General features: G+C 41.5%; 13 protein-coding genes and 1 other annotated feature. Of the genes, 9 read left to right on the top strand and 4 right to left on the bottom strand.

Annotated features, from left to right (window positions below; all coding sequences use genetic code 11):
- Positions 1-116: 116 nt before the first annotated feature.
- The 7 genes from J7I80_RS19475 (at position 117) to hmpA (ending at position 9,477) form a co-directional block, all read left to right on the top strand.
- The gene (locus J7I80_RS19475; RefSeq protein WP_214740523.1) at positions 117-1,523 is read left to right on the top strand and encodes an isochorismate synthase; all 1,407 of its coding nucleotides are present in this window, start codon (positions 117-119) and stop codon (positions 1,521-1,523) included.
- Positions 1,520-3,271 (top strand): 2-succinyl-5-enolpyruvyl-6-hydroxy-3-cyclohexene-1-carboxylic-acid synthase, encoded by a 1,752-nt coding sequence (gene menD, locus J7I80_RS19480; RefSeq protein ID WP_214740525.1) that lies wholly within the window; start codon positions 1,520-1,522, stop codon positions 3,269-3,271. The genes J7I80_RS19475 and menD overlap by 4 nt, the downstream gene beginning before the upstream one ends.
- Positions 3,268-4,077 carry a 2-succinyl-6-hydroxy-2,4-cyclohexadiene-1-carboxylate synthase gene (gene menH, locus J7I80_RS19485; RefSeq protein WP_214740526.1) on the top strand — a complete coding sequence of 270 codons (810 nt, stop codon included), beginning with the start codon at positions 3,268-3,270 and terminating at the stop codon, positions 4,075-4,077. Before menD ends, menH begins: the two co-directional genes overlap by 4 nt.
- A 15-nt stretch (positions 4,078-4,092) precedes the next feature.
- Complete coding sequence (gene menB / locus J7I80_RS19490; protein ID WP_192473565.1) at positions 4,093-4,911, top strand: 1,4-dihydroxy-2-naphthoyl-CoA synthase; 819 nt, start codon at positions 4,093-4,095, stop codon at positions 4,909-4,911.
- Positions 4,912-5,263: 352 nt separating this feature from the next.
- Positions 5,264-6,754 carry an o-succinylbenzoate--CoA ligase gene (locus J7I80_RS19495; protein ID WP_214740528.1) on the top strand — a complete coding sequence of 497 codons (1,491 nt, stop codon included), beginning with the start codon at positions 5,264-5,266 and terminating at the stop codon, positions 6,752-6,754.
- Positions 6,744-7,850: an o-succinylbenzoate synthase gene (gene menC, locus J7I80_RS19500; protein ID WP_214740530.1), complete on the top strand. Its 1,107-nt coding sequence runs from the start codon at positions 6,744-6,746 to the stop codon at positions 7,848-7,850. Before J7I80_RS19495 ends, menC begins: the two co-directional genes overlap by 11 nt.
- A 412-nt stretch (positions 7,851-8,262) precedes the next feature.
- Positions 8,263-9,477, top strand: coding sequence for an NO-inducible flavohemoprotein (gene hmpA / locus J7I80_RS19505; RefSeq protein WP_214740532.1), 1,215 nt, complete (start codon positions 8,263-8,265; stop codon positions 9,475-9,477).
- Positions 9,478-9,872: 395 nt separating this feature from the next.
- Here the strand turns inward: hmpA and J7I80_RS19510 are convergent, their stop codons facing one another.
- The 4 genes from J7I80_RS19510 to J7I80_RS19525 all read right to left on the bottom strand — a co-directional run bounded on the left by J7I80_RS19510 (position 9,873) and on the right by J7I80_RS19525 (position 12,363).
- Positions 9,873-10,202 (bottom strand): hypothetical protein, encoded by a 330-nt coding sequence (locus J7I80_RS19510; RefSeq protein WP_214740534.1) that lies wholly within the window; start codon positions 10,200-10,202, stop codon positions 9,873-9,875.
- A gap of 612 nt (positions 10,203-10,814) precedes the next feature.
- Entirely contained in the window at positions 10,815-11,033 is a 219-nt protein-coding gene (locus J7I80_RS19515; protein WP_214740536.1) for a helix-turn-helix domain-containing protein, read from the bottom strand.
- 9 nt (positions 11,034-11,042) lie between these two features.
- Complete coding sequence (locus J7I80_RS19520; protein ID WP_214740538.1) at positions 11,043-11,519, bottom strand: DUF2975 domain-containing protein; 477 nt, start codon at positions 11,517-11,519, stop codon at positions 11,043-11,045.
- Positions 11,520-11,796: 277 nt separating this feature from the next.
- Positions 11,797-12,363, bottom strand: coding sequence for a histidine phosphatase family protein (locus J7I80_RS19525; RefSeq protein ID WP_214740540.1), 567 nt, complete (start codon positions 12,361-12,363; stop codon positions 11,797-11,799).
- A gap of 216 nt (positions 12,364-12,579) precedes the next feature.
- On the opposite strand from J7I80_RS19525, the gene J7I80_RS19530 reads away from it, so the two are divergent.
- Both J7I80_RS19530 and metG read left to right on the top strand, forming a co-directional pair.
- Positions 12,580-13,584, top strand: coding sequence for a DUF3231 family protein (locus J7I80_RS19530; RefSeq protein ID WP_214740542.1), 1,005 nt, complete (start codon positions 12,580-12,582; stop codon positions 13,582-13,584).
- 472 nt (positions 13,585-14,056) lie between these two features.
- Positions 14,057-14,333, top strand: a binding site (T-box leader).
- Positions 14,334-14,402: 69 nt separating this feature from the next.
- On the top strand, positions 14,403-16,040 hold the full coding sequence (gene metG, locus J7I80_RS19535; RefSeq protein ID WP_214740544.1) for a methionine--tRNA ligase: 1,638 nt from the start codon (positions 14,403-14,405) through the stop codon (positions 16,038-16,040).
- Positions 16,041-16,106: the final 66 nt, after the last annotated feature.

Genomic DNA, 16,106 nt, shown 5'->3' on the forward strand with positions numbered 1-16,106 from the left:
ATGATAAAAGGTTAGGAAAGCCCGCCATCGTTGACATCGTGGTGTATGAGGTGTATCTTAAAATAAGCTTTAAAACGTGTGATAACAGATGAGAGGCTGTTATTGGGGGGATAATTTTGGTTGCCATTCAGGAAACGGAACTTAGACAAGGAATTCTTGAGGCGATTGAGCGGGCAAAAGGACAATCTCAGTCGGTTTTGGTCAGCGAGGTCCATAAAATAAATCGTATAGATCCTTTTTATTTTTTTGCTTCAGGCAGGGAAAAGTTTTTTGGAGAACGCTTTTTCTGGAAGGATCCTGAAGGCGAACACTATCTAATTGGATTGGGTATATGCGGACAAATACAGTCGGATCAGGGAGCTGACCGCTTTTTTCATGTTGAAAAAGAGTGGAAGCGCTTCATGGATACGGCATTGGTTTTTAATAAATATAATATAAATGGAACGGGGCCATCGATGCTTGGTGGATTTACCTTTGATCCTCTGAAAAAGAAGACGGGATTATGGTCGAAATTTTCGGAAGCTCTTTTCCACATACCAAAATATATGCTGACGATTGTAAAGGGAGAGGCTTATTTTACAACCAATGTAGTCTGCACCCAGCATGATGATATGTCACTATTTGATAAAGTCACTAGGGAGAGGGAAGAGGTTCTCTCGAAGGCTGGACAGAAACCAGCGCTAGCCAGGCTTGATCTAAAGGATATTATCGAAATCGATCCTGAGGCGTGGAAGCAGACAGTAACGGATGTTGTAGACGGTTTTGAAAATAGCGAACTGAAGAAAGTTGTGCTTGCGAGGGAGCTTCGTCTTCATTTTAAAGATGAAGTCCAGGCAGAAAGTGTATTGGCGAATCTTTTGGAGAATCAACAAGAAAGCTTTACATTTGCCTTTGAATCCAATGGTGACTGCTTTATTGGCGCTTCTCCCGAGAGACTGGTCAAGAAGGATGGAGCGAGCTTGTTTTCAGCCTGTCTGGCAGGATCGATCGCCAGGGGCAGCACTCCTGAAGAAGATGAAAAGCTGGGCAAAGAACTTTTAACTGACCAGAAAAACTTGATTGAGCATCAATATGTGGTGGATATGATCAAGGGAGCAATGGAAGAAACCTGTGATCAGGTAATTCTTCCTGAACAGCCTGTTTTGATGAAAATGAAATATATCCAGCATTTGTATACACCTGTAATCGGGAAAAATCGTGAAGGAACATCACTTCTTCATTTAGTGGAAAGACTTCACCCGACACCTGCATTGGGCGGGCTGCCAAAGCAGGCGGCGATTGAGAAGATCAGGGGAATTGAACTTTTGGACAGAGGCCTTTATGCCGCACCTGTTGGCTGGATGGATTATAAGGGAAATGGAGAATTTGCCGTAGCGATCCGCTCAGGCCTGATTCAGGGGAATGAAGCATCGCTATTTGCCGGATGTGGGATCGTAGCAGATTCAAATGCCGAAAGTGAATATAAAGAAACTAGCATCAAGTTCAGGCCGATGCTTACAGCACTTGGAGGAAAGATCAAATGAGCCACCAGGAAGGTTTAACAGCTTATATCGCAGCATTCGTTGCGGAATTATCGAAAACAGGTGTAAGGGATGTTGTCATCAGTCCTGGCTCAAGGTCAACGCCAATGGCACTGGTTATGGCTGAGCACCCAGATTTGCGCATCCATATCCAAGTTGATGAGCGATCTGCATCATTTTTTGCGCTTGGGATTGCGAAGGCCACCCATAAGCCCGTCGCTTTGCTTTGTACATCAGGTACGGCTGCGGCGAACTATTATCCAGCAGTAATTGAAGCCAGTATTTCAAGGATTCCGTTGATTGTCCTGACAGCAGACCGTCCGCATGAATTGCGTGATGTCGGTGCGCCTCAGGCAATTGACCAGATCCATCTTTACGGAAAAAATGTAAAATGGTTTGTCGAAATGGCACCCCCGGAAAAAACGGAGGATATGATCCGCTATGCCCGGACCGTTTGCGGCAGGGCAGCGGCAACGGCTGCTAGCTATCCGCAAGGACCTGTCCATTTGAATTTCCCGTTCAGGGAACCATTGATTCCGATAATGGATGAAAACCTGTTCGAACTGCCTGAACGAGTTGGCGGTTATGTGGAAATCGAGACAGGCCATCTCAGTTTATCTGACCAAACCTTTTCCGCAATCAGTGAGGATATCGCTTCCTATAAAAAAGGAATCATTGTCTGCGGACAGCTCGACAACAGCGAATTTACAGAAGAAGTCATTGCCCTTGCTAAAAGACTACAATTTCCGATCATTGCTGATCCTCTGTCACAATTGCGCAGTGGAGAGCATGAAGGACAATACATCGTTGATGCCTATGATGCTTTTTTAAGGAATGAAGAAGCGAAGGAAGCATTGAAGCCTGATGTGATTATCCGCTTCGGAGCCATGCCAATCTCTAAAGCTCTGACTATTTTTATAAAAGAAAACCGCAATGCCCGTCAATTCGTGGTCGACAGCGGTGCAGGCTGGCGGGAGCCTACAATGTCAGCTTCAGATATGTTCTATTGTAACGAGGCTTTATTTTGTAAAAAAATTGCCGAGAACGCTGCACAAGCAGATAAATCTGATTACTTGAATAAGTGGCTTACAGTAAATGAACTAGCCAAAGAACAATTATCGGCAATTTCCCAGGTTGAGGAATTAAGTGAAGGTAAACTTTTTCAACAGCTTACTGAAATGCTTCCGGAAGGCTCAACCTTATTTGTCGGCAACAGCATGCCAATCAGGGATCTTGATTCATTCTTCCTTTTAAATAAAAAGAAAATCAAGGTGATGGCAAACAGGGGAGCGAATGGTATAGACGGAATCGTCTCTACTGCACTTGGGGTGGCCAGTGTATCGCAGCCATGCTACCTTGTATTGGGCGATCTCACATTCTACCACGACATGAACGGTTTATTGGCTTCAAAATTATATAATATCGATATCAATATTATGCTGATCAACAATAATGGCGGCGGAATCTTCTCTTTCCTCCCTCAAGCAAAGGAACCGAAGCATTTTGAAAAGCTTTTCGGTACACCATTGGACCTGGATTTCAGCCATGTTGTCGAAATGTACAAAGGGAAATATGATTTAATCCAAGATTGGGAGCATTTTTCAGATACTTTTGCCAAAAACCAAGAGATTGGCGGCTTAAAAGTGATGGAAATCAGGACTACGAGGGATTCCAACCTAAAGGAACATCGAGATTTGTGGAATTCTGTTTCCCGGGAAATAACTACTATGCTAAAAGGTGACACAAAATGAAGACCATGATCAACGGCGTACGATATAATGTCGAGCAATGCGGCGATGGTTTTCCTCTTGTGCTGCTTCATGGTTTTACAGGAGCGGCTTCTACTTGGAAGCCGTTTTGTCCTATATGGGGGCAGCATTCCCAGCTGCTGATGGTCGACCTTATTGGACATGGGGAGACCGAATCGCCTGGCGATATGGAGCGATATGACATCAAGAACGCCGCAATCGATTTGAAGGAGCTGTTAGACCAGCTTGGCATTGAGCAAGCGGACTTCCTTGGATACTCAATGGGCGGCCGGACGGCGATTACGTTTGCGAGTCTGTTTCCTGAGAGAGTAAGGAAGCTGGTTCTTGAAAGCACGACACCAGGCTTGATCAATCCTGAGGACCGTGATGCGAGGATACAGCAGGATCACAAGCTGGCAAATAGAATCGAGAATGAGGGCCTGGAGAGATTCATTGATTTCTGGGAATCCATCCCGTTATTTCGCTCACAGTTGAATCTTCCTAAAGAAGTAAGGGAACAAATAAGAAGTCAAAGGCTGAGGAATGATCCTGCCGGATTGGCAAACAGCCTGAGGGGAATGGGAACAGGTGCCCAACCATCCTGGTGGGACAAGCTGGAGAATTTTAATTTTGAGACACTTTTGATTACGGGAGAGTTCGATGAAAAGTTCTGTAAAATAGCCACAGACATAGCTTCCAGACTCCGAAATCCGACACATTTGACGATAAATGGCTGCGGCCATGCAATTCATGTGGAAGAACGTGAAAAATTTGGTACAATAGTAAGTGAGTTTTTGTCGAATACATAATAGGAGGTTGTCTTGATGACAGTAGAATGGGTTTCAGAACGCAAGTATGAAGATATTCTTTATGAAACATATAATGGCATTGCCAGAATCACTATTAACCGCCCGGAAGTGCGCAACGCTTTCCGTCCTAAAACGGTTATGGAAATGATCGACGCATTTGCTTATGCTCGTGATGATTCAAGTGTTGGCGTCATCGTGCTTACTGGTGCTGGAGACGATGCATTCTGCTCCGGCGGAGACCAGAAAGTCCGCGGACATGGCGGCTACGTTGGTGAAGATGAGATTCCTCGTTTGAATGTCCTTGACCTTCAGCGTTTGATCCGTGTAATTCCTAAACCAGTTATCGCTCAGGTAAAAGGTTATGCAATCGGCGGCGGCCATGTGCTTCATGTCGTATGTGACCTTACAATCGCAGCTGATAATGCAATCTTCGGCCAGACAGGCCCTAAAGTAGGAAGCTTTGATGCTGGTTACGGTTCTGGTTACCTGGCAAGAATTGTTGGCCATAAAAAAGCTCGTGAAATCTGGTTCTTATGCCGACAGTATAATGCCCAGGAAGCTTTGGACATGGGTCTTGTCAACACAGTTGTACCTCTTGATCAGGTTGAAGAAGAAACACTCAAGTGGTGTGAGGAAATCCTTGAGAAGAGCCCGACAGCACTTCGTTTCTTGAAAGCTGCAATGAACGCTGATACTGATGGTCTTGCAGGACTTCAGCAAATGGCTGGAGATGCAACATTGCTTTACTACACAACTGAAGAAGCAAAAGAAGGCCGCGATGCGTTCAAGGAAAAGCGCAAGCCAGACTTCGGCCAGTTCCCAAGATTCCCTTGATTTTAATGCACTAAAAGAAAGTCTAACCTTTTACACTAAGATTTGTGTCTAGTTCCAGCGCCTAGCCCCTTGAGTCGCTTGTCTAGCTCGGCTCCTAACTCCTCGAGACGCTTCGGTCCTGCCAATGAAGTCAAAGAACGACTTCACTGTCAGGCCCTCCAGCGCTTGTCGGAGTTTGGCAGTCGCCTAGGCTTTTCGAGTTCGGTCCGCCCAATGAAGTCACAAAATGACTTCACCGGCCGGCCCTCCAGCGCTTGTCGGGGCTGACCAAGGCGCTTGCACTTTTCTTATTTACACACAGCTTGATGGACTTCCATCAAGCTGTTTTAGTATGTAGAGAGAGGTGACATCCATGACTGAAACCATGCCTAACTGGCTGAAAAAACGTGCAGAACTGTCTCCAGACCGCGAAGCACTGATTTTCGAAGGAAAAACATATACCTTCAAGCAAGTTTTTGAAAAAGCGAAAGCTTATGCTGGCAAACTGGACGCACTCGATCTTCAAACAGGTGAAACCGCGGCTGTGCTGTTTTCCAATCAGGCTGAGTCTGTGTTTATTTTATATGCCTTGCAAATGGCTGGAATAAGGGCGGTTATTTTGAATAATCGTCTTACTCCAGAGGAGCTTTCATGGCAGCTTGATGACAGTGAAGCGAAGGTGCTCGTATATGAGCACCGCTTTGATGACAAAGTATCAGAGATTAATTCTGATATAAGAAAAATCAGCTCAGATGAATGGAGCCAGCTGCAGGAAAAGACCGTTTCCATCCTTGAAGAATACGACATGAACAGCGTAACGACATTAATGTATACATCAGGAACGACCGGCAATCCGAAAGGAGTCATGCAAACATATGGCAACCATTGGTGGAGTGCGAATGCATCTGCACTCAATCTCGGTCTGCATGGACATGATAAATGGCTTTGCACAGTCCCTATCTTCCATATCAGCGGCTACTCTATTTTGATGAGGAGCCAGATATATGGCATGCCAGTTGTTTTGCATTCTTTTTTTAACGAAAAAAAGGTAATCAAGGATATCGAGCGATACAATATAACCATCATGTCTGTTGTCAGCACGATGTTGAGACAGATCCTTGAAGAACTGGGAACAGGAAGATTGCCGGAATCTTTCCGCTGCATGCTACTTGGGGGAGGGCCTGCACCGCTTCCTTTGCTGGAGTCCTGTCTCGAAAAAGAAATCCCTGTATTCCAGACCTATGGCATGACCGAAACTTCATCACAGTTTGCGACATTATCACCTGAATATAGCATTGAACGACTTGGGTCTGCGGGTAAAGCTCTGTTCCCTAACCAAATCAGGATTGTCGATGGTGATGGCCAGGAGGTTCCTTCAGGTGCAGAGGGAGAGATTGTCGTCAAAGGGCCGAACGTAACCATCGGATACCTGAACCGTCCCGATGAAACTGCTGATAAAATCCGGGAAAGATGGCTTCATACCGGTGATATAGGCTATATTGACGGCGATGGTTTTCTTTATGTCCTTGACCGCCGTTCCGATTTGATCATTTCAGGCGGTGAAAATATCTATCCAGCAGAAATCGAAGGCATCCTGCTTTCCCACCCTGGTGTTGCTGATGCCGGTGTGATCGGAGCACAAGATGAGAAATGGGGACAGGTGCCAGTGGCTTTTATTGTGAAAAGCGATCCTGGCGTATCAGAAGATGTGTTGCTGGCTCTTTGTGAAGCGAAACTCGCAAAATACAAGCTACCGAAAAGAATCTACTTTGTTGACAACCTGCCAAGGAATGCCGCGAAGAAATTATTAAGGCGTAAACTGCGCGAGTGGCTCGAAGCTGAAGGTAATGGCAGTGGATATTAAAACCGTTAAATTAGCCATCATCAAAATGCCGTTGAAGCACCCTTTCACTACCCATTTGGGCTTTGTTACGGAGAGAGAAGCGATCATCGTTGAGGTTGAAGACCGGCACGGTTTTATCGGATATGGAGAGGGTGTAGCCTTTTCCTCTCCATGGTATACCGAGGAAACCGTGCAGACTTCATACCATATGCTAAAGGATTTTTTAATTCCTCTTTTGAAAGAGAAGGGGATTAGTCATCCTGACCAAGCTATCAACTTGTTCAGTTTCGTGCGCAGAAACCATATGGCAAAGGCTGCGCTCGAAACAGCGCTCTGGGATTTGCATGCTAAGAAGGAAGGTGTTCCGTTATCCACGCTGATGGGCGGAACGATGGAAGCCATCCCTGCAGGTGTCGTTGTAGCCAATCCAAATTTGCCTGAGGCACTGAAACAAATAGAAGTCTATCTAGAGCAAGGATTCAAACGGGTTAAGGTAAAAATCAGTCCAGAAAGTGATTATCAATATATATCAGGAATTCGTAAAGAGTATCCTGATCTGCCGTTAATGGCGGATGCCAACTCGGCCTACTCTCTGGAGGATGTGGACCGTTTAAAGGCACTGGATGCGTTCGGTTTGCTGATGATCGAGCAGCCGCTTGGTTTTGATGACATTGTTGACCATGCCAAGCTGCAGGGGCAGATTGAGACACCAATATGCCTTGATGAAAGCATCGTTACTTTTGATGATGCAAGGAAAGCAGTGGAGTTAGGCAGCTGTGGGATCATCAATATTAAAATCGGCCGGGTCGGCGGACTTGGCGAAGCGAAACGGATCCATGACTATTGTGCTGCTAAAGGGATTCCAGTCTGGGCCGGCGGGATGATTGAGTTTGGCATTTCCAGAGCACATAATATCGCTCTCGCATCGCTCCCAGGCTTTACGATTCCAGGTGATATCTCAGGCTCAGACCGTTATTGGGAGCAGGATATCATTGAGCCAGAAATCAAAGTGGAAAACGGAATGATCAAGCTGCCAGAGAGCCCTGGCATCGGCTTTGAATTGAACAGGAAGAGATTGAAGGAAGTTACTGTTTTTGAAGAACGGTTTGAATTCTAGACTGGCGGAAAGCACTGCTTGGGCAGTGCTTTTATTTTTTGGAACTGGAAAAAATCAGCGTAATTTTCCAATTCGCTATAAAAATTTGATTTTCGCTATAAAACTTAAAAAGTCGCTATAAAAATAAAAAAGTCGCTATAAAAATGAATTTTCCGCTATAAAAAAGTGTTGCCGCTCTTTTATGGAAGGCTTTAATCGCTCTTTACCCCCATGTTTCGGGTGAAATGGCACTTTTGCCTCTTTAATGACTTGATTTAGTGCGAATGTAAGTGAAAAACCCTAGTTGAAAAGCACTATTTTACAATAGTGTGATTTGAATCACTTAGTCTTCCAACATAATTTATTATAATCACTATGGGAATGAGGTAAACAAACCTCAACGAGAAGATATAAACATAGGGGAGTGTATATTATGCTAGATCAAAAAACGATTGAAATCATTAAATCCACTGTGCCGGTTCTTGAAGTTCACGGTGAGCAAATCACAACAGTATTCTATAAAACAATGTTTGAAAATCATCCAGAGCTTTTGAATATTTTTAACCATGCGAACCAAAAGCAGGGCAGACAGCAAAGAGCCTTGGCTGGAACTGTCTATGCTGCTGCCAAATATATCGACAACCTTGAAGCGATCCTTCCGGTTGTAAACCAGATCGCTCATAAGCACCGCAGTCTTGGCATCCTGCCTGAGCATTACCCGATTGTTGGGAAGCATTTGCTGATTGCGATCAAAGAAGTTCTTGGAGATGCGGCTACAGATGAAATCATCAACGCATGGGCAGATGCTTATGGAGTGATTGCGGACGCGTTCATCTCTGTGGAAGCGGAAATGTATGATGCAGCTGCAAACCAAAAAGGCGGCTGGAAAGACTTCCGTCCATTTATTGTTGCGAAAAAGATTGAGGAAAGTGAAGTCATCACTTCTTTTTACCTGAAGCCGGTTGATGGAAGGGCTATCGCTTCCTTCAAGCCAGGACAGTATATCAGCATCAAGCTCGAAATCGAAGGGGAAGATTTCACGCATATCCGTCAGTACAGCTTGTCAGATGCTCCTGGAAAAGACTATTACCGTATCAGCGTTAAAAAGGAAGCTGGAATGGAAACTCCGGACGGAAAGGTATCCAATTACCTTCACAATACCGTAGAAGAAGGAGAAGTCCTTCAGATCAGCGCACCAGCAGGTGACTTCTTCCTCGATACAGAAAAAGATACTCCAGTTGTCCTGTTAAGCGGCGGAGTTGGCCTGACTCCGATGGTCAGCATGCTGAACACAGTAGCAGAACTGCAGCCGGAAAAAGAAGTTACCTTCATCCATGCAGCTCAGAACGGCAAAGTCCATGCACTGAAAGACGAAGTTGCAGCAACAGCTGCAAAAGCAAAGGTGAATTCAGTCGTATTCTACGACCAGCCAACTGAAGAAGACCGTGAAAACAACAGCTTTGATGAGGAAGGCTATATTACAAAAGAATGGCTAAAAGAAAATGTTGATCTTGCTCAAGCTGACTTCTATTTCTGCGGACCAGTACCATTCATGAAAGCAATCAACGCAGCGTTAAAGGATCTTGGCGTAACAGAAGACAGAATTCACTTCGAATTCTTCGGACCAATGGCAAGCCTTGAGGCTTAAATAACACTTTGCTCCCTTCTTAGTGACAGGTTCTCTTTTGAAGTGAAAAATAGAAAAAAGCATAGCAAATAACAACGCATTTCACATATGAATGAGTAAACAAAACCTCATACTTATTTAGCAATAAAGAAGGAGCTAGGGTCTGAAAAATCCTAGCTCCTTTCTGTTGTATTATTTGTTAAAGTAAAGCACCCGTTCACTGAAGAATGAAATTCACCAATTTATGAGATTCGTCCTTATTTCCTTCTGAACAGTATATTTGTACTGTGTAGTAAAGATCTCGTTATAAATAACTACATAAGCAAACAAGAAGGTAGGGTTATAAATTAATTGTTGCCAAAGTGGAAAAAAGCCCTCGATTTCAAGGACTTTTTTTAATGTATATAGAGGGAAAACTACTGATTCAATACACTGCTTTTTACAATCTCATATATTTTCCTGGCCTCGGAATGAGGTTCTTCCCCTCCGTTAAAATTGCGGTACCAAAAAACTCCTAAGGGAGAAGTCCCAGTATTGTTCATCAATGCAAGAGAAATCTTGTTTTCTCGGTCTACGACAATAAATTGTCCCCTTGATCTAACTGCCCATTGTGAGGTTGGTTGATTCTCGCTGTCTAGCCACCATAAATAACCGTGACCAGTAAATTGGTCTACATCGTTTATTTCAGAATAAGCTGTAAAGCTTGCCTCAATCCACTCTTCAGGAATGATTTGTTCCCCTTCCATTTACCTTCATTGGCATATAGCGAGCCGAATCTGGCCAGATCTTCTGCACACATATAAAACCTGTACATTGGAATCGGTGTTTCTTCTGATTGCTGATAGTCAATATTCAGGAAAAGACACCTTTGGAGAAATATAATCATTTATTCAATCATGGCTTACAGATAATAACTATAGGGCTGTTGGTCCGATGATGGATCTCCTGCTAACTGATATTACCAATTTACAGCCTGATTATATTGTTGAGAACATTCTGACAGAAGTTCAGATACATATCGAAAAGAAGTCATGAACACGTCTGATTCGAAGCCCGGATTATACTTTTTCTATTTACAGCTCGTCTTTAAGTCAAAAAAACAGCCACTAATCGTGCTTATATCAATGGCTCCTTCATTCAATTAAACTGCACCGTTCAATAAGGAATTTAACAAAAAAGGCCGCCAATCCTTCTTGGATTAACGCACCCTTATGTTTAAGTACATTAGTTCACAAGCTTATCCATTTTTCATCTAATACAGGAATGCTGTCCCTTTTTTTATAAAGGGTATTGAGCAGCAGTTCCATTATTATTCCTAAGCTTAGCTCCCGTAAGTTAAGTGTAAAACTTCAAAACCTTTATGAATTTGTCTCTTCTTTTGTATATTCTAAAATATCACCAGGTTGACAATTTAAAGCCTCGCAAATTCCTTCTAAAGTTGAGAATCTAATAGCTTTTGCTTTTCCATTTTTCAAAATTGAAAGATTAGCCATTGTTATTCCTACCTTTTCCGAAAGTTCGGTAACACTCATTTTTCTTTTAGCTAGCATTACATCAATATTAATTATAATAGCCATTTTACCACCTTAAATAGTTAATTCATTTTCTGATTTTAATTCAATCGCACTACTTAACAAATGCTGTAGAACAGCCGAAAAGTACGCAATAATTAGACTGGCAAATATTATTGTAATACCTATAATAGCTATGCCAGGATGCAAAGCGTTCAAGACAGCCATTATAACAATTCCTATTACATATAGTACCGATATTGTGATTGCACAAACCATAATATGTCTTAACGGCATAACGCCTAATTCTGAAAAGGCTTTTTTGTTCTTTATAACATCTAAAAGATTGTATGACTGGTACAAAGCGAAGAAAAATGGTATCGCTGAAAAGTACAACCCAATTAGAACAGGATATTTTAAAAATGCAAACTCTGGATACATACTTGCTGTATATTCAGCAAGTGAAGGTAATGCAAAGATACATAAGCTTAAAATTAAAATGGCAATAATACACACAGCTAATTTTAAAAAGGTTATTGTTCCTCGTTTCATAAGGCACCTCATTCATTTTGTTTACAACCATATTATTACAATATTTATTGATATTCAATATATTTTTACTGATTATCATTGTTTTTTACTAAAACATAAAAAGGACTTTACTCATAAGAGAGAAAAGTCCACAAAAAAATCACCAACAATTTGATCCTTATTAAACCCTTCTGGACCGTTTGTTCAATAAGGAGTTTAACAAAAAAGGCGGTTGATTCTTCCTGGTCAACGCAACCCCTCAGTTTTAGAATGAAAAGTAATTTTTATTAGTTAACACCTACTCCCATAGTCTTTGAACCTTCACTAATTCCTTTTCAATGAATTCCATTCTATAAATATCAGGCTTTGATGTGCTATGTAAAAAGTTTAAGTCAAAAGAAGAATCGAAATATCCCATCATCAAGGTCATAACAGCTCCGTGAGTACCTATTAGTATTTTGTTATCTCTAAAAGTTTTTAAAAGTTCTTTTAAGACTTTTATAGCTCTTTTTTGACAATCAGCATTTGATTCTCCTCCCTCTAAAGAGAAATCAGATTCGGAAAATGACTTTTCCAAAAGTGGACCTAATTCTTTATCAGAAAGACGATTGGCTTCAGAAGAAAATATTCTCTCTTTTAAATCTTCAAACACTAAAACTTCTTCACCTATTTGCTGAGCTAAACTTTCGACAGTTAAAATTGAGCGTATGTATGGACTTGAAGCAACTACATCAATTTCTTCATTTATCAATATGTCAGTCACTCTCTGAGCATCTAAATAACCTTTTTCAGTTAGTCCTCTTGTTCTTTCATTACCTTCTTTTGGCGATTCACCGTGTCTCACCATATAAACAAATGTACTCATAATATATACTCCCCCAACAAGTTCCTCTTTTCTTCTTCAACAATCCTGCTTCGTTTGTTTAATAAGGAATTCAACAAAAAGGCGGTTAATCCTTCTGGATCAACGCACCTGTTAGTTCAACAAGAAACTATTCAACTAATCATCTAAATGGTTTAAGTCCAAAGAAATGTATACCTATTTCTGTATTAGTAAAAAATACTGAAGAGGTGAGAACAAATGGAAACTGATCATTTAAAACTTACATCTTCCGAAATAGGAACACTATGGGGGGAGTATGTAAACGGAACAATGGCCGAAATAGTAAATAGGTATATGATTTCTATTTTAGAAGACGAATCAATAAAAAAAGTTTTTCAAATTGCAATTGAGACATGGGAAAAGCAAAAGAAGCAGATTGTTTCATTCATTGAGAAAGATGGATTTCCGGTTCCGATTGGATTTACTGAATCTGACCTTAATAAAGGTGCAAAGAGATTGTTTTCTGACACATTCTGCTTAAATTATTTACATATTATGACTATACATGGTTTATTGGGACATACAACTGCTTTAAGTGTTTCTGTCAGAAAGGACCTACGGGAATTTTACAATTCATGTGATAATGATGCAAAAAGCATGTACGATTTAACCATTGAGTTACTGCTTGAAAAAGGGAAATTCCAAAGAGACCCCTATTTCTATCCTACCGATAGCCCTGACATTATTTTTACCAAAAATTTTACTGATGGATTCTTTGGAAAAGGGAGAGTTTTATCTGCTACAGAAATAATCAGTATTTCTCTCAACATTAAAAAAGGCGTTATGGCAAAGGCTCTTTCAATCGGTTTCAGTCAAGTCACAGAATCGAAAGAAGTAAGAAAGTTTCTTGAGGATTTAGGAAAAACCGCAGATGAAAACCTACAAGCGCTTGCAAAAATTATGCAAACGGATAATTTACCCATTCCAATGTCATGGGAATCAGAGGTTACAACGTCAAAAGACTCTCCTTTTTCAGATAAATTAATATTGTATCATATGGGTTTCTTGGCTCAAACTGCACAAGTATATTACGGGACAGGTCTAGCAGGATCCATGCGAACAGACCTAGCTGTAGCTTATGAAAAAGCAGTCCTAAAAGTACTAGGAATCACCAAAAATTGGTTCGATCTTATGGTGAAAAACAAGTGGTTAGAACAACCGCCGCTTGCTCCTGATAGAAAAGAACTTGCACAAGATAAATAATATATACCCCTCATTTTTGAGGGGTATGTTTTTAATTAGTTCTTATTTTAATGGATAATTCCAATATAAAGTGGTATTCCTTATTCAACTAAACTCCGATAGTTGAATAAGCTTCTTCATAATTTTACCATGTAAATTACTAAATTTGATGTATTAGGAACTCATATATTGAATGTCATGAAGGAGATAGTCGAATAAATTTGTTAGTATTTTAGCATAAAAACTAACAGTGTTAATGACCATTCTGTGGTGCTAATCAGTGTGCTATTTACAGTGTTAATTCTTATGATGAAATGGATAAACCTTGGTATATCAATGAGAATGGGATGCTACATCGTATGTGATGTAGCATGCCATTTATGTCGCCTTTTCACGTTCTGCACTCCAATAGTTTAGTAAAGGGATATTTATTTTTTTAAAAAGGATGTTGACTTCCTGGAAAAATCTGAATAAAATACTGATTAAAAACTTTTTAAAAGCAATGAAGAGAAAAAGTAGAGTGATCCTGTTTTTTACAGAGAGCTTCGGCAGCTGAAAAGAAGCAAAGACAGTCACTTGAAAAATGGTCTCTGAGCTCCGTCCTGAACATGCTTTTTTGTCATAAGTAGGATACGGCGAGATTTGGCACTCGTTATCAATGTCACAGTATAAGAGCAGGCATTACATGCTCCGTACTTGATGAGGCAAATGGTGTGAGCCGTTTGCGAAATAAGGTGGTAACACGTGGGATTCCAAACCTCGTCCTTAACTATTGCAGTTAAGGGCGGGGTTTTTTGTTTTTTAAGTTCTTATTCCAATATCATAAGGAGGTTTTTAAAATGAGTATTTTTATCGGAGGAGCATGGGCGTATGCCAATGGTTCGCTGCATCTGGGGCATATTTCGAGTCTGCTTCCGGGGGATATTTTAGCTAGGTATTACCGTTTAAAAGGAGAACAGGTTTTATATGTGTCAGGCAGTGACTGCAATGGAACTCCCATTGCCATTAGAGCAAAGCAGGAAGGTGTGTCACCAAAAGAAATTGCTGACAGGTACCACCGCGAGTTCACGGATAGTTTTACAAAATTGGGTTTCTCTTATGACATCTACACAAGAACCGATACGGTACACCACCATAAAATCGTACAGGAAATCTTTCTTAAGCTGCTTGATAAAGGGTTGATCTACAAAAAGGAAATTGAGCAGACGTATTGTGAACAGGATCAACAGTTCTTGCCTGACCGTTATGTTGAGGGCATCTGTCCGAAGTGCGGGGCGAACGCGCGAGGTGATCAATGCGATTATTGCTCAAACGTACTGGAGCCGCTCGATTTACTGGAGAGAAGGTGCAAAATATGCGGCAATCCGCCGACGACGAGAACAACGGAGCATTTTTATTTTGCATTAAACTCGCTTCAAGGCGAATTGGAGAGGTATACAGAGAATGCTGAACAGAATGAACTCTGGAGAGAGAATGCCATTTCGTTGACTAAGAGGTACCTGCATGAAGGCCTTCAGGATCGGGCGGTTTCAAGGGATCTGTCTAATGGGGTAAGTGTGCCTGTTAAGGGCTATGAAGATAAGAAAATTTATGTGTGGATCGAGGCGGTGTCGGGTTATTACACAGCAAGCAAGCTCTGGGCTGAAGAAAAAGGACAGGATGACGCAGCGTTTTGGAATTCCGCCGCTAAGTCCTATTATGTTCACGGTAAAGATAATATCCCGTTCCATTCCATCATTTGGCCCGGAATTCTTAAAGGACTTGATATCGATGCATTGCCTGCCCACATCGTTTCAAATGAATATCTCACCTTGGAAAAGAAAAAATTGTCCACTAGCAGAAATTGGGCAGTCTGGGTACCGGGTATCATAGAAAAATATGACCCTGATTCCATTCGCTATTTTTTGACCATCAATGCACCGGAAAGCCGGGACGCAGATTTTTCATGGAAGGAGTTCATCTATAGTCACAATAGTGAACTGTTGGGCGCTTATGGGAACTTTGTGAATCGGACCATGAAATTTATACAAAAAACATTTGATGGTGTTCTTCCGGAAAAGGAGATTACCAAAGAAGTAGTAGACAAAGTGGATCTGCTATACGCAGAAGCAGGGCGGAGTATTGAAAGCGCCAGTTTTAAAAAGGCACTGGAAAAGGTGTTTGAATTAGTGAGGTATTCGAATAAATATTTCGATAACAAACAGCCATGGAAGCAGGTTCATGAAAATGCTGAAGCATGCAAGCAGACACTTGCAGATTGCGTATATATCATTGCGAACCTGGCCAATATCCTGACGCCATTCCTTCCTTTTTCAAGTGAAAAGATTAAACATATGCTGCAACTAACGGACCAAAGCTGGGGTCCTATATTAGTGAAGTCTTTTGAATTAGATAATGTAGAACCATTATTCAATCGGATTGACACAGATAGAATCACCCAAGAGCTGGAGGAGTTAAAGAGGCGGGAAACAATTTAAGATATTCTGCACATAAATTCGCGTGACAGGGCCTTAATATTAAATCCTTTTAACCAATCATATATT

Origin of the sequence: Bacillus sp. ISL-41 (genome assembly GCF_018613235.1) — a bacterium.
In the GTDB taxonomy this organism is placed as follows: Bacteria; Bacillota; Bacilli; order Bacillales; family Cytobacillaceae; genus Mesobacillus.